At 66.6% G+C, this 21,951-nt stretch carries 15 protein-coding genes and 1 riboswitch; of the genes, 9 read left to right on the top strand and 6 right to left on the bottom strand.

Annotated features, from left to right (window positions below):
* Positions 1–17 precede the first annotated feature (17 nt).
* Complete coding sequence (locus ASD22_RS09400) at positions 18–1,592, top strand: response regulator (protein WP_235577609.1); 1,575 nt, start codon at positions 18–20, stop codon at positions 1,590–1,592.
* Between the two features lie 186 nt (positions 1,593–1,778).
* Here the strand turns inward: ASD22_RS09400 and ASD22_RS09395 are convergent, their stop codons facing one another.
* Entirely contained in the window at positions 1,779–3,170 is a 1,392-nt protein-coding gene (locus tag ASD22_RS09395) for a sigma-54 dependent transcriptional regulator (protein WP_056084080.1), read from the bottom strand.
* Positions 3,171–3,223: 53 nt separating this feature from the next.
* On the bottom strand, positions 3,224–4,873 hold the full coding sequence (locus ASD22_RS09390) for an ATP-binding protein (protein WP_056082218.1): 1,650 nt from the start codon (positions 4,871–4,873) through the stop codon (positions 3,224–3,226).
* A 214-nt stretch (positions 4,874–5,087) separates the two neighbouring features.
* Here ASD22_RS09390 and ASD22_RS09385 point away from each other — a divergent pair, with 214 nt between their 5' ends.
* The 4 genes from ASD22_RS09385 to ASD22_RS09370 all read left to right on the top strand — a co-directional run bounded on the left by ASD22_RS09385 (position 5,088) and on the right by ASD22_RS09370 (position 10,385).
* Positions 5,088–6,182, top strand: a complete 1,095-nt coding sequence (locus ASD22_RS09385; protein ID WP_056082215.1) for a mechanosensitive ion channel family protein — start codon at positions 5,088–5,090, stop codon at positions 6,180–6,182.
* Between the two features lie 204 nt (positions 6,183–6,386).
* Entirely contained in the window at positions 6,387–7,550 is a 1,164-nt protein-coding gene (sucC, locus tag ASD22_RS09380; protein ID WP_056082212.1) for an ADP-forming succinate--CoA ligase subunit beta, read from the top strand.
* A gap of 14 nt (positions 7,551–7,564) precedes the next feature.
* Positions 7,565–8,437, top strand: a complete 873-nt coding sequence (sucD, locus tag ASD22_RS09375) for a succinate--CoA ligase subunit alpha (RefSeq protein WP_056082207.1) — start codon at positions 7,565–7,567, stop codon at positions 8,435–8,437.
* A 256-nt stretch (positions 8,438–8,693) separates the two neighbouring features.
* Positions 8,694–10,385, top strand: a complete 1,692-nt coding sequence (locus ASD22_RS09370) for an NAD+ synthase (RefSeq protein ID WP_056082204.1) — start codon at positions 8,694–8,696, stop codon at positions 10,383–10,385.
* Between the two features lie 151 nt (positions 10,386–10,536).
* On the opposite strand, the gene ASD22_RS09365 is transcribed toward ASD22_RS09370, so the two are convergent.
* Positions 10,537–11,391 (bottom strand): outer membrane protein assembly factor BamD, encoded by an 855-nt coding sequence (locus ASD22_RS09365; RefSeq protein ID WP_056082201.1) that lies wholly within the window; start codon positions 11,389–11,391, stop codon positions 10,537–10,539.
* 70 nt (positions 11,392–11,461) lie between these two features.
* On the opposite strand from ASD22_RS09365, the gene rluD reads away from it, so the two are divergent.
* From rluD to pgeF, 3 genes are all read left to right on the top strand, one after another.
* A complete protein-coding gene (gene rluD, locus ASD22_RS09360) occupies positions 11,462–12,436 on the top strand; it encodes a 23S rRNA pseudouridine(1911/1915/1917) synthase RluD (RefSeq protein WP_056082198.1) in 975 nt (324 codons plus the stop codon).
* 124 nt (positions 12,437–12,560) lie between these two features.
* On the top strand, positions 12,561–13,937 hold the full coding sequence (locus ASD22_RS09355) for a hypothetical protein (protein ID WP_056082196.1): 1,377 nt from the start codon (positions 12,561–12,563) through the stop codon (positions 13,935–13,937).
* A gap of 64 nt (positions 13,938–14,001) precedes the next feature.
* The gene (gene pgeF / locus ASD22_RS09350) at positions 14,002–14,760 is read left to right on the top strand and encodes a peptidoglycan editing factor PgeF (RefSeq protein ID WP_056084077.1); all 759 of its coding nucleotides are present in this window, start codon (positions 14,002–14,004) and stop codon (positions 14,758–14,760) included.
* A gap of 15 nt (positions 14,761–14,775) precedes the next feature.
* Here the strand turns inward: pgeF and otsA are convergent, their stop codons facing one another.
* From otsA to otsB, 3 genes are read right to left on the bottom strand one after another with little or no spacing between them, the layout of a single operon-like run.
* Positions 14,776–16,200 carry an alpha,alpha-trehalose-phosphate synthase (UDP-forming) gene (otsA, locus tag ASD22_RS09345; protein WP_056082194.1) on the bottom strand — a complete coding sequence of 475 codons (1,425 nt, stop codon included), beginning with the start codon at positions 16,198–16,200 and terminating at the stop codon, positions 14,776–14,778.
* Positions 16,200–18,020: a glycoside hydrolase family 15 protein gene (locus tag ASD22_RS09340; protein ID WP_056082189.1), complete on the bottom strand. Its 1,821-nt coding sequence runs from the start codon at positions 18,018–18,020 to the stop codon at positions 16,200–16,202. Before ASD22_RS09340 ends, otsA begins: the two co-directional genes overlap by 1 nt.
* Complete coding sequence (gene otsB, locus ASD22_RS09335; RefSeq protein WP_056082186.1) at positions 17,980–18,822, bottom strand: trehalose-phosphatase; 843 nt, start codon at positions 18,820–18,822, stop codon at positions 17,980–17,982. Before otsB ends, ASD22_RS09340 begins: the two co-directional genes overlap by 41 nt.
* A gap of 156 nt (positions 18,823–18,978) precedes the next feature.
* On the opposite strand from otsB, the gene clpB reads away from it, so the two are divergent.
* Positions 18,979–21,567, top strand: a complete 2,589-nt coding sequence (gene clpB / locus ASD22_RS09330; RefSeq protein WP_056084074.1) for an ATP-dependent chaperone ClpB — start codon at positions 18,979–18,981, stop codon at positions 21,565–21,567.
* A 106-nt stretch (positions 21,568–21,673) separates the two neighbouring features.
* A riboswitch (cobalamin riboswitch) is annotated at positions 21,674–21,921 on the top strand.
* Positions 21,922–21,951 lie beyond the last annotated feature (30 nt).

Below are 21,951 nucleotides of genomic sequence, written 5' to 3'. Positions count from 1 at the left end.
TTGAAAGGACGAGGATCATGGCGGAGCACACCGGGTCAAACGAAACGTCGCGCACCATGCCGGTCGTTCGCGTGCTGCAGGTCGAAGACAACCATCTCGATGCCGAGTTGGTCCTGGCCGAGCTCGACGACGACGGCCTTCCCTACGAAGTGCTGCTGGTCGACGACGAAGCCCATTTCAGCGCCGCCCTGCGCGACTTCAAGCCGCACATCGTGCTGTCCGACCTCAGCCTGCCGGGCTTCTCCGGCCAGCACGCGCTGGAGTTGCTGCGCCGGCACGACGAGGATCTGCCCTTCATCTTCGTCTCCGCCACCCTGGGCGAGGAGGCGGCGATCGAGGCACTGCGCAACGGCGCCACCGATTACATCCTGAAACAGAACCCGGCCCGGCTGGCCAGCGCCGTGCGCCGCGCGCTGGCCGAGGCTGCCGCACGCCGCGCCAGCCGCCGCGCCGAGTCCGAACTGATCCGCGCGCAACGCTTCGAAAGCCTGGCGATGCTGGCCGGTGGCCTCAGCCACGACCTGCGCAACCTGCTGCAGCCCCTGCTGCTGGCCGGCGACAGCTTGCAGGATTACCAGGACGACCCGCGGCTGGCGCGGCTGGGCAAGCTGGTGCGCGATTGCGGAAAGCGCGGCCTGGACATGGTGCAGTCGATGCTGTCGTTCGCCCGCGGCGCACGCCGCGCCGAACAGGTGCGGCTGGGCGAACTGTTCAGCGCGCTGGACCTGCTGATGCAGGGCAGCGTGCCCCGCTCGGTGGCGATGGAGCTGGCGATCGAGGACCCCGAGCTGACGTTCGAGGGCAACCACACCGAGCTGCAGCAGTGCCTGCTCAATCTCTGCCTCAACGCCATCCAGGCGATGCCCGACGGCGGCAGGCTGCGCATCCAGACCAGCCAGGCCGAGCTTCCCGTCGATTTTTTCATGGCCGGCGAACAGCCGCATTCGGGCCGCTACCTGCGCATCAGCGTGATCGACAGCGGCCCGGGCATGGACAGCGCCGTGCTGGAGCACCTGTTCGAGCCGTTCTTCACCACCAAGGAAACCGGTACCGGCCTGGGCCTGATGTCGTGCAAGCGTATCGTGGGCAGCCATGGCGGCGTGATGCGGGTGGACAGCGCGCCGGGCCGCGGCACCCGTTTCGATCTCTACATTCCGCTGGAAGCGTTGGCCGCCGATACCGACACCGCGCTGGAAGAGGATCTGGATGGCGCCGCCGAAAGCGTGCTGGTGGTGGTGGAAGAGGCCGGCCAGCTGTCCCTGCTGGTCGACACCCTCGATGCCTACGGCTACGAGGCGCACGCCAGCCAGAGCGGTACCGCCGCGCTGCAATGGATCGAAGCCTGCGGCCTGCCCGACCTGGTCGTGCTCGACGCCGACATGAACCTGTTCACCGGTGTGCGCACCCTGGCCGCCCTGATCGACCACGGCTACGCTGGCGCGGTGATCCTGCTGGCCCGCCCCGACGCGCCGCCCGACCCGAACGAACTGCCGTCGCTGAAAAACCTGTTCGTGGTCGACAAGCCCGTGGTGACCCAGGTGCTGCTGCGTACCTTGCGCAAGGCGCTGCAGGCGGTGGCCTCGAACGCGTGAGCCAGTGCAGCCCTCTTGTCTCCTCCCTCTGCGCGCAGGGGGAGGTTGGGAGTGGGTTGTACGGGCTGGCGGAGAGGATCAAAAGCGAACCCCACCCCCAACCCTCCCTTGCAAGCAGTGGAGGGGGCGAAGCAGATGGCGGGTTCTGGCTCATCCTCCACGAGAAGGAGGGAAGGTTATCCAGCCTCAGTCGATACCCAGCTTCTTCAGCTTGTAGCGCAGTGCGCGGAAGGTGATGCCGAGCTTTCTGGCGGCGGCGGTCTTGTTGTAGCGGGATTCTTCCAGCGCCTTGATGATCGCGGTGCGTTCCAGGTTGCTGATGTAGTCGTCGAGACCGCCATCGGCGCCCGGTGCCGGCGCTGCCGGCGGCTGGCCGAGCGCGGGTTCGGCGGCGGGTTCGGGGCTGGGGCGAGCTGTCCGCTGCGGCAGCATCAGGTCGGCCGCGTCGATGCGTTCGCCGTCGCACATGGCCATGGCGCGTTCCAGGATGTTTTCCAGTTCGCGCACGTTGCCGGGGAAATCATAGGCTTCCAGCGCCTGTTTCGCTTCGGCCGACAGCTGCCCGACGCCACCGCCGTTCTTGCTGGCCAGTGCCTGCAGGATGAACCCGGACAGTTGCGGCACGTCGCTGCGACGCTCGCGCAACGGTGGCACGCGCAGCTCGATCACGTTGATGCGATAGAACAGATCCTGGCGGAACTGGCCTTGCTCAACCAGCTGGCCCAGGTTCTTGTGGGTGGCCGAGAGGATGCGCACGTCCACCGGGATCTCGTCGCGACCGCCGATGGCGCGCACTGCTTTTTCCTGGATCGCGCGCAGCAGTTTCACCTGCATGTGCAGCGGCAGTTCGGCCACTTCATCGAGGAACAGGGTGCCGCCCTGCGCTGCCTGGAACAGGCCTTCCTTGTCGGCGCCGGCGCCGGTGAAGCTGCCTTTGCGGTGGCCGAAGAACTCGCTCTCCATCAACTCGGACGGGATGGCGCCGCAGTTGACCGGGATGAACGGGCCGGCCGCGCGGGGGCCTTGCTCGTGGATCAGTCGCGCCACCAGCTCCTTGCCCACGCCCGATTCACCGGCGATGTAGACCGGCGCCTGGTTGCGGGCGAGCTTGGCGATGGTGGTGCGCACTTGCTGCATCGCCGCCGAGTCGCCGATCAGGCGCGAGCCGAAGTCGCCGGCCTTGGTGGCGCCGCCGCCGTTGCGCTTTTCCTCGGCCAGCCGCAGCGCGGTGCGTACCAGGCCGCGCAACATCTGGATGTCCACCGGTTTGGAGACGAAGTCGAACGCGCCGGCTTTCAACGCGGTCACCGCCGCGTCGACGTTGCCGTAGGCGGTAATCATCGCCACCGGTGTGTCCGGGCAGGTTTCGGCGATCAGCTCGATGATCTCCTGGCCGTTGCCGTCGGGCAGGCGCATATCGGTGAAGCAGAGGTCGTACGTGCGTTCGGCCAGCGCGCGTCGCGCGTCGGCGACGGTGCCCACGGCGTCAACCTGCAGATCCATCCGGCCCAGCGTGATGGTCAGCAGTTCGCGGATGTCGCGTTCATCGTCGATGACCAGAACGGTCTGTGCAGTCATGGGCTTCTTGGTTGGCAACGGTGCTGTGCAGGTTACTAGGGCAGGGCGAAAGGTCAACGCGTGGCGGCGCGATCGGCTACCTCCGCGTCGGCCGGATTGCGCGCCGGCGGCGTCAGCACCAGCCGGAAACAGCTGCCGCCGCCGGGTACGCGCACGTATTCCAGCGCGGCCTGGTTGGCGTCGCTCATCTGCCGGGCCAGGTACAGGCCCAGGCCGGTGCCGTATTCGTGGGTGGTGTAGAACGGCTCGAAAATCTGCGCGGCCACTTTCGGCGCGATGCCGGGGCCGCGATCGATCACTTCGAGGATGGGCACGCCATGTTCGCCACGACGCGCCACCACCAGCACCCGCGCCGCCTGGCCGGGCATGCGGCCATAGCGCAGCGCGTTCTGCACCAGGTTCCAGATCACCTGCTGCAGTTGCTGCGGGTCGGCCACGGCGGCGACCTCGACATCGCTGTTGGTGACTGCGCGCAGCGTGTCGGCGCCGATGTCGTTGCCTTGCTTGTATTCCTCCACGAACGACTGCGCCCAGTGGCCCAGGTCCAGCGTTTCCGGCCGCGAGCGTTCGCGCCGGGACAGCTGCAGGATGTTCTCGATGATCTCGTTGAGGCGGATGCAATGGTTGTTGATGATCTCGACCATGCGCTGGTCGGTGCTGTCCATGCTTTTCGATTCGGCCAGCAGCTGCGCGGAGTAGCGGATGGCCGCCAGCGGGTTGCGGATCTCGTGCGCGATGGAGGCGGATAGCCGGCCCAGCGAGGTCAGCGTGAGCTCTTCGGCGCGGCGCGACAGCAGCGAAGTGTCGTCCAGGAAGATCAGTACGTGGGAGTCGTCGTTCGGCGCCAGGCGCGAGAAACGCGGCACCACCTCGGGCACGCCGTCGGCCAGCTGGGTGGCGGTTTCGTCCAGCTTGCCCGAGGTCATCCAGTGATACAGGCGGCGCGACAGTTCCGGCGCCAGCTGGCCCAGGTCGCGCTGGTCGGCGCCGGGGTTGCCCATCAGCATCCAGGCCGATTCGTTGATCTGGTGGATGCGGTTGGCGTCGTCCACCAGCAGCACGCCGGTTTTCATGCGGCGGATGATCAGCTCGTTGACCTGCGCCAGGTTGGCCAGGTCGGTGCTGCGCTGCTCGGCCAATGCCTCGGTGGCGCGCAGTTGCCGGCCCAGCACGTGGCACAGCGTGGTGGTGGCGAAGTAGGCCAGGCCGAACAGTGCCGCTTCCAGCAGGTCGCGGTCGCCGGCACCCGCGGAGCTGGTGTCCAGCAAGGTGTGGCCGAGGGTGCCCAGCGTGGCCAGCGCCGCGAAAAAGCTGGACAGGCGCAGCGGCAGGATCAGCGCGCCCGCGCTGAGGTTCACTGCCAGCATCATGGCGATGCCGATGTGGGCTTCGCGCATCGCGGTGATCGCCAGCAGCGCACCGCCGATATCCACCACCAGCGCCACTGAAACCGCGAGCCGGGCATGCGGCATGCTGCGCCGGTTCAGCAGCAGCGACACCAGCGCGAACAGCAGATAGGCCTCGGCCACGTGGTGGGCGAAGGCGGGGTCGGGCACGCTGGGCCAGCCCAGTCCCGTGGGGCTGAAGGCCAAGCCCATGTAGACCAGCGCCTGGACCAGGCGGAAAACGTTGAGAAAGGTAAGTTCGTTGTAGAACGTCGTGGCGGGTCCGCTGGAGGCGGGCAAAAGTGACGTGCTGGACATTCGCAAGGCACTCCGTGGCAGTTGCGCGAGTATAAGCGGCGCGCGCCAGGCGCGCAGTGCGTGGAACACGGTTTTTCGATGCACTGGCAGGCGCCAGCTGCCGCGTCGCGGGTTGAGCCATGCGCGGGCATTTGCGAGCATGGCCGTCTGCGCAACCGCATGCCGTGATTGATCCGGCTGCTCCGCCCCCTCTCCCCGAACAAGGTAGAACGCCATGCATGACTGGCTTTCAGGGCATCAGTTTTTCCACATCCCGGTATTGCGCTGGGCCTATGCCGCGCTGGTGACGCTGGGTGGCTTCCTGCTGACTCGCGGCGTGTTGCGCGTGGTGTCGACCCGCTTGCGCAAACTGGCCGAGCGCACCGGCAGCGCCGCGCTGACGATCATGGCCTCGGTACTCAAACTGACCAGCGCCACCCTGCTTTTCCTGCTTTTCGTACTGATCGGGCTGCATGTGCTGCAGCCGTCGCCACAGGTGGCGCGCTGGCTCGACAGCCTGATGTTTCTCGTCGTCGGTTTGCAGGTGGGGCTGTGGGCCAGCCATGCGATCAGCGCATGGACGGCCAGCAGCCTCCGCCGTACCGGCACAGGCGCGGGCAACCCGGTCGTGATGACGATGCTGAGCTGGTTTGCGCGCACCATGGTGTGGGCGTTGCTGCTGCTGGCGGTGCTGGACAACGTGGGCGTCAACGTGACCGCGTTCGTGGCCAGCCTGGGCATTGGCGGCATAGCGGTGGCGCTGGGTTTGCAGAACGTGCTGAAGGATCTGTTCGCCTCGCTGGCGATCGGCCTGGACAAGCCGTTCGAGATCGGCGAATTCATCCAGTTCGGCGATTTCCTGGGCACGATCGCGCACGTGGGCATCAAGACCACCCGCATCCGATCGCTCAGCGGCGAGGAGATCAGCATCAGCAACTCGATGCTGCTGGATCAGACCATCCGCAACTACAGCCGCATGCAGACGCGGCGCATCGTGTTCGGCTTCGGTTTGCCGATCGACACGCCGCGCGGCAAGGTCGAGCAGGTGGTCGAGGCGGTGCGCGATATCGTCGGCGCCGTGGAAAATACCCGGCTGGACCGGGCCCACTTCCAGCGATTCGGCCCCAGTTCGCTGGATTTCGAGGTGGTGCACATCGTGCAAAGCCCCGACTACAACGTCTACATGGATATCCAGCAGGGCATCAACCTGGCATTGATGCAACGGCTGGAAGCGCTTGAACTGACCTTCGCGGTGCCCGTGCGCACCTTGCGGGCGGATGGGGCGGTTTACGTGCCGGCCGCGGAGGGCGGCACGAGCCCTGCCGGCTAGGCCTGGCCGGGGCTTTCGCGCCGCGCAGGCCGCGCTTTGGGGGCTGGCTCTTTCCATTGCGGCCCCCATCCGCGAAAATGGCGGGCCGAATCGCGTGGATTTTGCCCGTTTCAACGGCATCGATCTTCCCGCTTTCCGCCTTCGTGACCCACGCCGCCGCACCGTGTGCGGCCACCATGTTCCCCCGTTCGCTCGAGGTATCGAATGAATTTCCACGAATACCAGGCCAAAGAACTGTTCGCGCAATACGGCATCGCCGTGCCGCCGGGCAAGGTCGCCAACTCCCCCGACGCTGCCGTCGATGCCGCCAAGGCACTGGGTGGCACGCAATGGATGGTCAAGGCGCAGATCCACGCCGGCGGCCGCGGCAAGTCCGGCGGCGTCAAGTTCTGCCGCAGCTTCGATGACGTGCGCGCCGCCGCCAAGGCGATGCTGGGCACCAACATGGAAACCTACCAGTCGGCCGGCCGCGCGCTGCCGGTGAACCTGGTGCTGGTGACCGACGCCACCGACATCGCCCGCGAGCTGTACCTGTCGATCCTGGTCGACCGCGATTCCAAGGCCGTCTCGTTCATCGCCTCCAAGCACGGCGGCGTGGACATCGAGCAGGTGGCCAAGGACACGCCCGAAGACATCCACACCATCGTGGTCGACTTCGTCGAAGGCCTGCAGCCGTACCAGTGCCGCCAGCTCGGCTTCGCGATGGACCTCACCGCCAAGCAGGTCAACCAGCTGACCAAGATCATGCTGGGCCTGTACAAGCTGTTCAACGAGCAGGACCTGGCCCTGGTCGAGCTGAACCCGCTGGCCGTGCTGGAAGACGGCAATCTCGCCGCGCTGGACGGCAAGGTCAACTCCGACGACAACGCCGAGTTCCGTCATCCGAACCTGGCCGCGATGCGCGACCTGACCCAGGAAGACGCCGCCGAAGCCGCCGCGCAGCAGAGCAACCTCAACTACGTGACGATGGATGGCAACATCGGCTGCATGGTCAACGGCGCCGGTCTGGCCATGGCCACCATGGACGTGATCAAGCTGGCAGGCGGCGAGCCGGCCAACTTCCTCGACGTGGGCGGCGGCGCCACCAAGGAGCGCGTGACCGAGGCGTTCAAGCTGATCACCTCCTCGGACAAGGTCAACTGCATCCTGGTCAACATCTTCGGCGGCATCGTCCGCTGCGACATGATTGCCGAGGGCATCATCGCCGCGGTCAAGGAAGTGGGCCTGAAGATTCCCGTGGTGGTGCGCCTGCAGGGCACCAATGTGGAGAAGGGCCGCGAACTGCTGGCCAACTCCGGCCTGGCGATCACGCCGGCGGATGATCTCAACGACGCGGCCCAGAAAGCCGTGGCTGCGGCCAAGGCCTGAGGAGCAATCGAAACATGAGCGTACTCGTCAACAAGAACACCAAGGTGATCGTGCAGGGCTTCACCGGCCAGCAGGGCACCTTCCATGCGCAGCAGTGCCTTGATTACGGCACCCAGATCGTCGGCGGCGTGACCCCGGGCAAGGGCGGCTCCGAGCACATCGGCCTGCCGGTCTACAACGAAGTGGCCGAAGCCGTGCTGGAAACCGGCGCCGACGCGTCGGTGATCTTCGTGCCGCCGCCGTTCGCGGCCGATTCCATCCTCGAAGCGATCGACGCCGGCATCAAGACCATCGTGGCGATCACCGAAGGCATCCCCGTGCTGGACATGCTGCGCGTGAAGAACGTGCTGGCCCAGCATCCGGAAGTGGTGCTGATCGGGCCGAACTGCCCCGGCATCATCACCCCCGGCGAATGCAAGATCGGCATCATGCCCGGCCACATCCACCAGAAGGGCAAGGTCGGCGTGGTTTCGCGCTCCGGCACGCTCACCTATGAAGCGGTGTTCCAGACCACCAACGAAGGCCTCGGCCAGAGCACGGTGATCGGCATCGGCGGCGACCCGATCAACGGCCTCAACTTCATCGACTGCCTGAAGCTGTTCCAGGACGACCCGCAGACCGAAGGCATCATCATGGTCGGCGAGATCGGCGGCAGCGCCGAGGAAGACGCCGCCGAGTTCATCGGCGAATACGTGAAGAAGCCGGTGGTTTCCTTCATCGCCGGTGCCTCCGCCCCTCCGGGCAAGCGCATGGGCCACGCCGGCGCGATCATCTCCGGCGGCAAGGGCACCGCCGCAGCGAAGTTCGCCGCGCTGGAGAAGGCCGGCGTCACCACGGTGAAGTCGCCGGCCGACCTGGGCAAGGCGCTCGCCAAGCTGATGAAGTAAGCCGTGATGGCACGTTGTTGATGAAAGGCCGCGCATTGCGCGGCCTTTTGTTTCCCGGCACGGTTGAAAGGCTCACGACCATTCCCTTCTCCCGCTCGCGGGATAAGGTGCCCGACAGGGCGGATGAGGGCGCTCTTGGCATGCTGGGCCGCAGCCATTTGGACGGCCGATCGCGGCATCCCGCAGCTGCGCTAAGGTTCTTGACCAACGCTATGGATTACCATGGCCGTCCATTTTTCCGGAAACGTTTTTCGCCATGGCAAAGTTGCGTCTGGCATTGGCCCAGCAGGATTTCCCGGTCGGCGCGGTGGCTGCCAACGCGAATCGCGTGCGCCAGCTCGCCGCCGAGGCCGCGGCGGGCGGCGCGGCGCTGGTGGCGTTTCCGGAGCTGACGCTGAGCGGCTATCCGCCCGAGGATCTGTTGCTGCGTCCCAGTTTCCTGGCGGCCTGCCAGAGCGAACTGGCGGTGCTGGCCGCGGGTTCCGCTGACGTCGCCGTGCTGGTCGGGCATCCGCACAGCGAAGGCGAAGTGTTCAATGCCGCCAGCCTGCTGCGCCAAGGCCGCATCGAGGTGACGGCGCACAAGCAGGCGTTGCCGAACTACGGCGTGTTCGACGACATGCGCTATTTCCAGCCCGGCCACGAAACCGCCACGGCGGTGATCGATGGTGTCACCGTGGGTCTGTTGATCTGCGAGGACGTCTGGCGCAGCGAACCGGCCGCGCAGGCGGCGGCGGCCGGTGCGCAATTGCTGCTGGTGATCAATGCCTCGCCGTGGGACGACGCCAAGCAGGCCGAGCGCGAGGCCGTGCTGGTGGCGCGCGCGCGGGAGACCGGCTGCGCGATCGCCTATCTCAATCTGGTCGGCGGCCAGGACGAAGTGGTCTACGACGGCGCCTCGATCCTGGTCAATGGCGACGGCTCCATCGCTGCGCGGGCGCCAGCATTCGTGGATGCCTTGCTGTGGGCGGAGTTCGACACCGAAACGCGCATGCTGGCCGCGCAGGACTGGCCGCTCGCCGCTGACCCCAGCGCCGACGCCACGCTGTATCACGCGCTGGTGCGCGGCATTCGCGACTACATCGACAAGAACGGCTTCCCCGGCGTGCTGCTGGGCCTGTCCGGCGGCATCGATTCCGCGCTGACCCTGGCGCTGGCGGTGGATGCGCTGGGCGCCGATCGCGTCACCGCGGTGATGATGCCCACGCGCTACACCTCGCAGTTGTCGCTGGACGGTGCGCGGGTGCAGGCCGAACGGCTGGGCGTGGCATATCACGTGATCTCGATCGAGGCCACGTACGAAGCCTTCGTGGATGCGCTGACCCCGGCGTTCGCTGGCAAGGCGGCCGACACCACCGAGGAAAACCTGCAATCACGCACCCGTGGCGTGATGCTGATGGCGCTGTCCAACAAGCACCGCCAACTGCTGCTGGCCACCGGCAACAAGAGCGAGATGGCCGTGGGTTACGCCACGCTTTATGGCGACATGTGCGGCGCGTATGCGCCTCTGAAGGACGTGTACAAGACGGTGGTGTACCGGTTGGCGCGCTGGCGTAACAAGGCCGGGATTGGGGATTGGGGATTCGGGATTCGGCAGAGCGAATCCTCGCCAGACGGCGGCCTTTCACGAATCTCAAATCCCGAATCCCCAATCCCGGAAGAAGTCATCGACCGCCCACCATCGGCCGAACTGCGCGACAACCAGACCGATCAGGATTCGCTGCCTGCGTACGACGAACTGGATGGCATTCTCAACCGCTTCATCGAACGCGAGCAATCGCAGGCGGAGATCGTGGCGCAGGGTTTCGACGCCGACACCGTGCACCGTGTGGTGCGCCTGGTGCTGGCCAACGAGTTCAAGCGCCGCCAGTCCGCGCCGGGGCCGCGGGTGACCACGCGGGCGTTCGGAAGGGAGCGGAGGTATCCCATCACTTCCGGATGGAAGTGATAAATCCTCCGCAATCCATTCATCCTCACCGCTGACGACTGCGATCATGCCTATGGAGCGATCCCGCCCACCGCCATCGCCCCCTCTCCCCGCACCCGACACAAAAAAAACCGGCTCAACGCCGGTTTTTTTCCTTCACCCAACCGCTCCCTCAATGATGCCCCGAAAACGGCACCATCTTGCGCAAGGTGGACGGCGGGTGCGGCCACTTGGGGTCGTCCAGATACGGATGATCGGGATAGTTCAGCGCCAGCACCTTGCGCACCTGCTCGGCCTGGTCCTTCTGGTCCATCGACAGGTAGCTGCGGCTGAGGATGGCCAGCGCGTCGCCGGTCTGTGGTGCCTGCTGGTAATGCTCGATCACGTACTGGGCACGATCGGCCGAGGCCACATAAGCCTTGTTGCGCAGGTAGAACTCGGCCACGTTGATCTCGTACTGGGCCAGCACGTTGCGCAGGTAGATCATCCGCTGGCGCGCATCGGCGGTGTAGGCGCTGTCCGGGAAGCGGCGCGCCAGCTCGGAGAAATCGTCGAACGCCTGCAGGTTGTAAGCTTGGTCGCGCCGCGACTGCTGGTCGCTGCGCTTGAGCAGGCGCTCGATCGCGCCACTGGTGCGATCGAAATTGATCAGGCCGCGCAGGTAGTAGGCATAATCGACGTGCTTGTTGGTCGGATACGTCTTGATGAACCGGTTCACCGTCGAAAGCCCGTCGTCGGGCCGGTTGGCCTTGTACTGCGCATAGGCCAGTTCGAGCTGCGCCTGTTCGTTGTACTCACCCGAGGGGAAGCGTGCGATCAGGCGCTGGAAGGCCTTGCCGGCGGCGGCGTAATCGGATTTCTCCAGCGAGACGTGCGCCTTGTTGTACAGCGCGTCCACCGGCATCGTGTCGAGCGAGTCATGCTTGTTCCGGAATATGGAGCAGGCGCTCAGCGACACGACCACGGCGATCACGACGAGCCCCTTCAGGACAGGCAAGTCGAACTTCGGCAACTTCATTACGCGCATGGGAAAGAATTCAGATGTTTGATCGAAAAGGCATGATAGCGGAAACCGGCCCGGCCTCGCGGAGCCCGGCGTGACCACCATCAGGCAGGAAGCGGCGGTGCCATTGACCGCCGCAGGACGCAGGTTCGACCAGGCTTTGGCCGAGATGTTCCCCGATTATTCGCGCTCGCGTCTCAGCGGCTGGATCAAGTCCGGCGCGGTGACGCTCGACGGCGCCCAGGTGCCGCCGCGCCAGTTGCTGCGCGGTGGCGAGCAGGTGGTGCTGCAGGCGGAGCTGGAGAACGAGGTCACCAGCGCGCCGGAAGACATCGCGCTGGACATCGTGCACGAGGACGACCACCTGCTGGTGCTGAACAAGCCGGCGGGCCTGGTGGTACACCCGGGCGCCGGCAATCCGGCGGGCACCCTGCTCAACGCGTTGCTGTTCCGCGATCCCAAGCTGGCCGAACTGCCCCGTGCGGGCATCGTGCACCGGCTGGACAAGGACACCTCCGGCCTGATGGTGGTGGCGCGCACGCTGCCTACGTACACGGCACTGGTCGACCTGCTGTCGCGGCACGAAGTGGAGCGCCAGTACGAGGCGGTGGTGCTGGGCACGATGGTGGCCGGCGGCACGGTCGATGAACCCATCGGTCGCAGCATGGGCGACCGCCTGCGCCAGGCCGTGCGCGACGAGGAGGACGGCAAGCGCGCGGTCACCCACTACCGCCTGCGCGAACGCTTCCGCGCCCACAGCCTGGTGCAGTGCCAGCTGGAAACCGGGCGCACGCACCAGATCCGCGTGCATCTGGCGCATATCCAGCATCCGCTGATCGGCGATCCGCTCTACGGCGGCGGGCTGAAGCTGCCCAAGGGTGCTTCAGCGGAACTGGCTGCCACGCTGCGCGGCTTTCGGCGCCAGGCGCTGCACGCCGAAAAGCTGTCCTTCAGCCACCCCGCCACCGGTGAAACGGTGTCCTTCAGCGCCGAGCGGCCGGCCGACCTGCAGTTGCTGATCGAGGCGTTGCGGGCGGACCTGGCCGAACACGGCTCGGACCATTACTGAGGCGGGGAAGAAAACCCAAGGCATGCGACGCTCGTCGATCCCAAAAAAATGACCGAATCCTGGATTTCTCCCAACTGCCCACGCCACCACGAGTGCGTGCGGCAGCACACTTGAGTATGCAGCCTTGACGACAACTGACATCGGGAACGCCGCCGTACCGCGACCACGCTGGTTCCTGCCCGCGCTTTTCGTCATCGTCCTGCTGGGGTTGGCGTTGCGCTGGTGGACAGCGGTGGGTACGCAGGTTGACGTCCCCATCCGCAATGACGCCCGCGACTACGTGAGTTATGCGGCCAATCTCACCTTGCATGGCGTGTATTCGTCCGACCCCCATGTGCTGGTGGGCCAGTTCAATGGACAGCTGTTGCCGGACGCCAAGCGCCCGCCCGGTTACCCCCTGTTCCTGGCACCGTTTTTCGATCTCGGCGACCTGGGTGGCTTCATCCATCACGTGGTCGTGGCGCAGGCATGGCTGGGTGCGCTCGTGGTGTGGCTCGTCGGCCTGCTGGCGGCGCGGTTGCTTGGCTGGTTGTGGGCGATCCCGGTGGCGGTGCTTACCGCGCTGAGTCCACATCTGGTGGTCTACGTGCCCTACCTGCTTACAGAAACGCCGTTTTCCCTCGCGCTCACGGGTTTCGTGATGGCGGCGGCGTGCGGGCTGATGGCGCCGTCGCCGAGGCCGCGGGCCGCGCTGATGGCAGTTGCCGGCCTCTGCCTGGGCGTGGCCTGCCTGCTTCGGCCCACGCTGGACCAACTGGCTTGGGTCGTGCTCGGCTTGGCCCTCGTCGTGCCGGCGTGGCGGCGCCAGTGGATGATTACATCGATATTCCTGCTCGGTTTCGTTGCCGTGATGACGCCATGGTGGGTGCGGAATACGCAGGTTTCGCACCAGAAGCAGTCGCATGCGATGGCGGTGACGATTCATCAGGGCAGCTATCCGGACATGATGCGCGGAGGCGATCCTGCGACCTTTGGTTATCCCTACCGTGGTGATCCGGCGGCGGCGCAAGCCGAGTCCAGCGTGCGCGCCGCGCTGGTCGATCTTGAGGGCAAGTTTCGCGCTCATCCCTGGCAAATGCTCCGCTGGTATGTCGTGGGCAAGCCGATGGCGCTGTTTGCCTGGACGGAGCAGAGCGGCTGGAAAAATCTGTTCGAGTACCCCGTCCACCGCTCGCCGTGGCTCTCCAATCACGGCTTGATCGCCCTGATGTCGGTGATGGTTGGTCTCCATCCGCTGCTGATGCTGCTGGGGCTTGTCGGGACGCTGCTTGCGTTTGTGCCGGCGGCAACCCGGTGGCTGTCCGCGCCAGCCGTTATGGGCATGCGGGCGGCAGCTTTCATCCATGCTTATTTCGTGCTGGTGCATTTGGCGGCACTCCCGCTGTCGCGCTACAGCGTGCCGTTTCGGCCGTTGACTTATCTGTTGGCGATCTTCGCGCTGGGATGCCTCGTTACCTGGGTGCGGCGGCGGAAGGCCGGACAATCCGAGGGCGCGGCATGAGCGGCCAGAGCAACGTCATGCAGCAAGGGCTCGTGATGTCAGATTGTTTTTGGACCGTGCCGTCATGACCGAATCCTGGATTTTCCCCGACTGGCCCGCGCCGCCGCAGGTGCATGCGGCGGTCACCACGCGGCATGGGCCGGGTGTGTCCGCGGCGCCGTTCGAGCGTTTCAACCTTGGCCTGCGCAATGGCGACGTGACCGAGGCGGTGGCGACCAACCGCAGCGCCCTGCAGCAGGCTTTGGCGCTGCCTGCGGCGCCGCGCTGGTTGCGCCAGGTGCACGGCAGCGAGGTGGCCGAGCTGGGGCCGTTGCCCAGCGCCGACGAGCCGGTGGCCGATGCAGCGGTGTCGCGGGTGCCGGGTACGGTGCTGTCCATCCTCACCGCCGATTGCCTGCCGGTGCTGTTCTGCGCCGTGGATGGGCGTGAAATCGCCGCCGCGCATGCGGGTTGGCGCGGGTTGGCCGGCGGTGTGCTGGAGGCGACGCTGGAGCAGATGGCGTCGCCGCGCGGCGACGTGCTGGCATGGCTGGGGCCGTGCATCGGCGCGGCGTCGTATGAAGTGGGCGACGAGGTGCGCGCGGCTTTCGTGGCACGCGATGCCGCCGCCTCGGCGTGCTTCGAGCCGACGCGTCCCGGCCACTGGTTGTGCGATCTGGCCGGGCTGGCACGCCAGCGTCTGCAGGCGGCTGGCGTGAGGCAGGTCAGCGGCGGCGGCTTCGACACCTTTGCCGACCCCCGTTTTTATTCGTACCGCCGGGATGCTGCCGGGAGCGGCCGGTTCGCCAGCCTGATCTGGCTGGAACCATCCAGGCGCGGCTGACGCACCGCGCGTCGCTCAGCCCAGCGTCTCGGCAACCCGCCGTTGCGCCACCGGCGCTTTTTCGGTCAATGCGCTGAGGAAGGATTTGCGCCAGAACGTGATGTCGTTGTGCTCGAGCACCTTCATCATCGCCCGCCAGCGGTCGCGCCGTTCGGGCAGCGGCATGTTGAGCGCGCGCTGCAGCGCGTCGGCCACCTCTTCGGTATCGGCCGGGTTCACCAGCAAGGCGGTGGTGAGCTCCTGCGCCGCGCCGGCGAAGCGCGACAGGATCAGCACGCCCGGGTCGTCGGGGTTCTGCGATGCCACGTATTCCTTGGCCACCAGGTTCATGCCGTCGCGCAGCGGCGTCACCAGGCCGACGCGCGCGCTGCGGTAGTAGCCGGCCAGCAATCGGTGGGGAAACGACTTGTTGATGTAGCGCAGCGGCGCCCAGTCGGGCGTCGCGTACTTGCCGTTGATGTGGCCGGCGCTGCGTTCCAGTTCGCGGCGGATCTGCCGGTATTCCAGCACGCTGCCACGCGAGGGCGGCGCGATCTGCATGAAGGTGACCTGGCGGTGCAGCTCCGGTGCGCGTTCCAGCAGCCGCGCGAACGCCTCGAACCGCTGCGGCAAGCCCTTGGAATAATCCAGCCGGTCGACGCCGATGATCAGCGCGCGCCCATCCAGGCTGGTGCGCAGCTGGTTGATCTCCTTGTGCGCGCCGGCGTCGCTGGCCGTCCTGGCGATGCCCGCGGTGTCGATGCTGATGGGGAACGCCGCGGCGCGGAATATCCGCCCGCCGGCCGAGCGCATGCGTCCGCCCAGGCGCATGGAGGCGCCCGCCTCATGCAGGAAATAGTCCTCCAGCGCGCGCAGGTCGCGGGTGGTGTGCACGCCGATGAGGTCGTAGCTGGCCAGGGTTTCCAGCAACTCGCGGTGGTTGGGCAGGGCGATCAGCAGGCCGGCGGCCGGCAACGGCGTATGCAGGAAGAAGCCGATGCGGTTCCTGACGCCGCGCTGGCGCAGCATCGCGGCAAGCGGAATCAGGTGATAGTCGTGTACCCACAGCACGTCCTCTGGCGTGATCAGCTTGCACAGGTGCTGGGCGAAGATCTCGTTGACGCGCAGATAGCCTTCCAGATGGCTGCGCTGGTAATCCACCAGGTCGGGGCGGTAATGAAGCATCGGCCACAGCGTGCCGTTGGCGAAGCCGGTGTAGAAGTCGTCGTGGTCGGCGCGCGACAGGTCGATGGTGGCGTAATCCACCTTGGCGTCGTGCAGGCGATGCACCTCGGCACCGGTTTCCGCGGCCAGCTTGCCACTCCAGCCAAACCACAGGCCGCCCAGTTCGTGCAGCGCCGCCTGCAGCGCGGAGGCGAGGCCGCCGGTCGCGGTTTGTCGCGGCAAGGCCACGCGGTTGGAGACGACAACGAGGCGCCCCTTGGTGTTGCGGTTGGCCATCACAGGGCATCCTCCCAGCGGCGCGACAGGCGCATGGCGGCCTGGATCAGCCCCACCAGCGAGTACGTCTGCGGGTAATTGCCCCAGTGCTCGCCGCTGTCGGGTGCAAGGTCTTCGGACAACAACCCCAGCGCAGTGCGCTTCTTCAGCATGTGCTCGAACATCGCCCGCGCCCGGTCTCTGCGGCCGGTGGCGGCCAGCGCCTCGATGTACCAGAACGTGCAGATGTTGAAGCTGGTTTCCGGCGCACCGAAATCGTCCGGGGCGATGTAGCGGAACAGGTATTCGCCGCGGCCCAGAGCCGCGCCGATGGCGTCCACGGTGGCGATGAAACGCGGGTCCATCGGCTCGACGAAGCCGATGTCGGCCAGCAGCAACAGGCTGGCGTCCAGATGATGGCCATCGTAGGCATCCACGAAATGGCCCAGCTCGGCGTTCCACGCGCGCGCCTCGATGCGCGCATGCAATTGCACCGCCTCGTCGTGCCAGTAGCGCGCACGCTCGTCCAGCCCCAGTTCGGTGGCGATGTGTGCCAGCCGGTCGCAGGCGGCCCAGCACATCGCCGCCGAATAGGTGTGCACGGCGGCGCGGCCGCGGAACTCCCACAGCCCGGCATCCGGCTCCTCGGCGGTGCGCAGCGCCAGCGCGCCCATGCGTTCCAGCCGCTGGAAGGTGAGCTTGTCGCCGCGGTGCTCCAGTCGGCGGTCGAAGAACAACTGCGCTGACGCCAGCACCACCGAGCCGTAGACATCGTTCTGCCGCTGGCGCCAGGCGTCGTTGCCCACGCGCACCGGACCCATGCCGCGGTAGCCGGCCAGACTGGGCACCTGGCGCTCGGTCAGCTCGCGCTCGAAGGTGATGCCGAACACCGGCCCGATCTCCGCATCCCCGGTTTCCGGGTCCGGTTGCGCCGCGATCAGGTTGAACACGTAGCGGATGTATTCCTCCATCGTGCGGGTGGCGCCAAGACGGTTCAGCGCGCGCACGGTGAACGCGGCGTCGCGCAGCCAGCAGTAGCGGTAATCCCAGTTGCGCGCGGTGCCGGCGGATTCGGGGATGGAGGTGGTCAGCGCCGCCACGATGGCGCCGGTGGCCTCGTACTGGCACAGCTTCAGCGTGATCGCGGCGCGGATCACCGCGTCCTGCCATTCGTACGGCACCGACAGGTAGCGCACCCACTCGCGCCAGTATTCCAGCGTGCGCTCCAGCATCAGGTGGAAGAACACCGTGGGGCTTTCGCTGAGGGTTTCGTCGGGGCCGAAGATGAAATGGGCCGGGCGATCCAGCCCGAACGCCAGCCCGCGCTCGATCAGCGGCGTGGCCACGTCGCTGGTCAGGCGCTGCACCACGCTGGTCAGCAGGTAGCGGATGTGATTGCTGCCCGACGTGGTGGGCGCCACGCGCGCGCCGTAGTCGCACAGTGGGCGCAGGCGCACGCGGATGCGCGGCGAGCCGCTGATCGGACTGACCCGGCGCGCCAGCATCACCGGATGGTAGAAGCGGCCGTTGGAGCGATGCCGGGGCGCGAAATCGATGATCTCCACCGCGTCGCCGTGGCGGCTGAAAAGGCGGGTGACCAGCACGGCGGTGTTCTGCAGGTAGTACTGCTCGGCGTGGTCGAAATCCTCCAGCTCGATCGACCAGTCGCCGCCCTCGGTGGTGGGCGACAGCAGCGCGCAGAAGCTGGCGTCATCGTCGAAGCGGGGCAGGCAGCACCATACGATGCGCGCGTGGCTGTCGATCAGTGCGGCAACGCTGCCGTTGCCGATCACGCCGAGCTCAAGGCTGGCGGGCAGTGTGGCCTCCGGGGATTGGGGCATGGGCGGGGGTTCCTTGCATCAGGGCGTCCAGGACGCGATCCAGCCAAGCTTGCGTGGCAGCAGGGCCAGACAATGTGAAACGGGCATGGGTGGGTTCACGGTTGCCCACGCGCACGCTGATGCCATGACCTTCGTTGATGCTGGCAAAAGCATGCTCGTCGGTGAGGTCGTCGCCCAGGTAGATCGGCAAGCGGCCGCGGAACGGTTCGCTGTCCAGCAGCTCCAGCAACGCCTTGCCCTTGTCCATGCCCGCGGGCTTGAACTCCAGCACCAGGTTGCCCGGCTGCAGTTCGTAGCCGGGCAGCTGCGGCAGCAGGGCGATGGCCGCCGCCTGCAGCGGCGCGAACTGCGCGGGCGCGCGGCGGCAATGCAGGGCGACGCCGTTGTGTTTGTCCTCCCACGTCACACCTTCGAAACGGGCGGCCAGCGCCTGCGCGGCGCGGCACAGCTGCGCCTGCTGCGCAGGGTCGGTGGCGATCTCGCGAACGCTGCCATCGGCACGCCGCAACTGCAGGCCGTGCAGGCCGGCAGCGGCCCAGTGCGAGGCGCCGAAGATGCGGTCAAGGTCAGCCACGCCACGACCGCTGACCAGCGCCATGGCGCCATCGAGCGCCCGATGCAGCGCGTGCAGCAGCTCCCGCAGCGGGGCGCCGGCGGATACCGCCAACGGGTCGTCGACGAAATCCAGCAAGGTGCCATCGACGTCGAGGAACAGCGCCCAGCGCGCATCGGCGGTGGGCAGGGGCGGCGGTGGAAGTGCGGCCGGTGGCGCGTTCGCGGTGGCGGGATTCGCGGTCGACATCCGGATGACTCTAGCAAACGCGGTGTGAAAGGAAGCTTGCGAGGAGGCGCGGTCGAGCGACTCGCATGGCTGCCGATGCGCTTGAATCATCGACGTCCGTCCGCATGTCGCATGTCAGCGGCGCGCCTCGCGCCAACCTCGATGGTGGACATCACGATGCGAATGGACAAACTCACGTCGCGTTTCCAGCAGGCGCTGGCCGACGCGCAATCGCTGGCCGTGGGCCGCGACAACAACATGCTGGAACCGGCCCATGTCATGGCCGCGCTGCTCAACCAGCAGGGCGGCTCCACCGCGCCGTTGCTGACCCAGGCGCAGATCAACGTGCCGGCGCTGCAACAGCGCGTCAATGACATGCTGGAGCGATTGCCGCGGGTCAGCGGCGAGGAAGGCAACATCAACCTCGGCAATGACCTCAACCGCCTGCTCAACCTCACCGACAAGCTGGCCCAGCAGCGCGGCGACCAGTTCATCGCCAGCGAGCTGTTCGTGCTGGCGGCGCTGGAGGACAAGGGCGAGCTGGGCACGGCGCTGAAGGCGGCGGGCGCGAACAAGGCGAATCTCGAAGCGGCCATCGAGAAGCTGCGCGGCGGCGAAAAGGTGCAGAGCGAGAACGCCGAGGAGCAGCGCCAGGCGCTGGAGAAATACTGCATCGACCTCACCGAACGCGCCGAGCGAAACAAGCTCGACCCGGTGATCGGCCGCGACGAGGAAATCCGCCGCACCATCCAGGTGCTGCAGCGGCGCACCAAGAACAACCCGGTGCTGATCGGCGAGCCTGGCGTGGGCAAGACCGCCATCGTCGAAGGCCTGGCCCAGCGCATCATCAAGGACGAAGTGCCGGAGGGCCTGCGTGGCCGCCGCGTGCTGGCGCTGGACATGGGCGCGCTGATCGCGGGGGCGAAATTCCGCGGCGAGTTCGAGGAGCGGCTGAAGGCCGTGCTCAGCGACCTGTCCAAGCAGGAAGGTCGGGTGATCCTGTTCATCGACGAGCTGCACACCATGGTCGGCGCCGGCAAGGGCGAAGGCTCGATGGATGCGGGCAACATGCTGAAGCCGGCGCTGGCCCGCGGTGAGCTGCATTGCATCGGCGCCACCACGCTGGACGAATACCGCAAGTACATCGAGAAGGACGCCGCGCTGGAGCGGCGCTTCCAGAAGGTGTTCGTGGGCGAGCCTTCCGTCGAGGACACCATCGCCATCCTGCGCGGGCTGAAGGAGCGCTACGCCGTGCATCACGGCGTGGAGATCACCGACCCGGCCATCGTGGCCGCCGCCACGCTGTCGCATCGCTACATCGCCGACCGCCAGCTGCCGGACAAGGCGATCGACCTGATGGACGAGGCCGCCTCGCGCATCCGTATGGAGATCGACTCCAAGCCCGAGGAGCTGGACCGACTGGAACGTCGGCTGATCCAGCTCAAGATCCAGCGCGAGATGCTGAAGAAGGAAAAGGACAGCGAGTCGAAGCAGCGCCTGGCCGATCTGGAAACCGATATCGAGAAACTGGAACGCGAGTTCTCCGACCTCAACGAAATCTGGAAATCCGAGAAGGCCGCGCTGCAAGGCACCACCAAGGTGAAGGAGCAGATCGAGCAAGCCAACCAGGATCTGGAGGCCGCCCGGCGCGCGCAGGATTACGCGCGGATGAGTGAAATCCAGTACGGCAAGCTGCCCGCGCTGGAGAAGCAGCTCGCCGCGGCACAGACCGCCGAAACGCAGGATTTCAAGCTGGTGCAGACGAAAGTCACCGCCGAGGAAATCGCCGAGGTGGTGGCGCGCTGGACCGGCATCCCGGTCAGCAAGATGCTGGAAGGCGAGCGCGACAAGCTGCTGAAGATGGAAGACGAGCTGCACAAGCGCGTGGTCGGCCAGGACGAGGCGGTGCATGCCGTGGCCGACGCCATCCGCCGCTCACGCGCGGGCCTGTCCGACCCGAACCGGCCGAACGGCTCGTTCCTGTTCCTGGGCCCCACCGGCGTGGGCAAGACCGAGCTGTGCAAGGCGCTGGCCGAGTTCATGTTCGACACCACCGACGCGATGGTGCGCATCGACATGAGCGAGTTCATGGAGAAGCACTCCGTCTCGCGGCTGGTCGGTGCGCCCCCGGGCTATGTGGGCTACGAGGAAGGCGGTTACCTCACCGAAGCCGTGCGCCGCCGGCCGTACAGCGTGATCCTGCTGGACGAAGTGGAGAAGGCCCACCCGGACGTGTTCAACATCCTGCTGCAGGTGCTGGACGATGGCCGCCTCACCGACGGCCAGGGCCGCACCGTGGATTTCCGCAACACGGTGATCGTGATGACCTCGAACCTGGGTTCGCAGATGATCCAGGACGCGTCCGAAAACGGCGGCGACGCGGAAGAGCAGTACACCCAGATGAAGGCCTCCGTGATGGGCGTGGTGCAGGCGCACTTCCGGCCCGAGTTCATCAACCGGCTGGACGAGATCGTGGTGTTCCGTCCGCTGGACAAGACGCAGATTCGCGCCATTGCGCGCATCCAGCTGCAGTATCTGGAGAAGCGCCTGGCCGAGCGCCAGTTGCGCATGGACGTCAGCGATGAGGCGCTGACCTTGCTGGGCAACGTGGGCTTCGATCCGGTCTACGGCGCGCGGCCGCTGAAGCGGGCGATCCAGCAGCAGCTGGAAAACCCGCTGGCGCGGCAGATCCTGCAGGGCCAGTTCCAGAGCGGCGACACCATCCACGTCGGCGCCGAAGGCGGCCAGTTAGTGTTCCGCGGATAAACCGCGAGCGGCTTGCACCAGCCCGCCAGCGGGCCTGCACATGCCGACGTGAAAACCGACAAGGCCGCCATGACGTCCGTCATGGCGGCCTTGTCGTATCTGCACTACCATGCGCGCTGCCTGAGGTGACTGCCGGTCTGGCCGGTGGTTGAAACGGGAATCCGGTGCGCGGTGCGTGTGCAAGCACGCATGGCAATTCCGGAGCTGCCCCCGCAACGGTGGGCGGGTCATGGCCTTCATCGGCCGTCGGATCGACACAAAGCCACTGTGCGCCACGCATGGGAAGGCGTTGATCCGGAAGACGCAAGTCTTCGCCCGCGAGCCCGGAGACCGGCCACGGGTATGACCAGACATGCGGTGGGCGATGTCATGGGGGCCATGCCT

Origin of the sequence: Rhodanobacter sp. Root480, from assembly GCF_001426645.1 — a bacterium.
In the GTDB taxonomy this organism is placed as follows: Bacteria; Pseudomonadota; Gammaproteobacteria; order Xanthomonadales; family Rhodanobacteraceae; genus Rhodanobacter; species Rhodanobacter ginsenosidimutans.
This window is presented reverse-complemented; position numbering and strand designations above follow the sequence as displayed.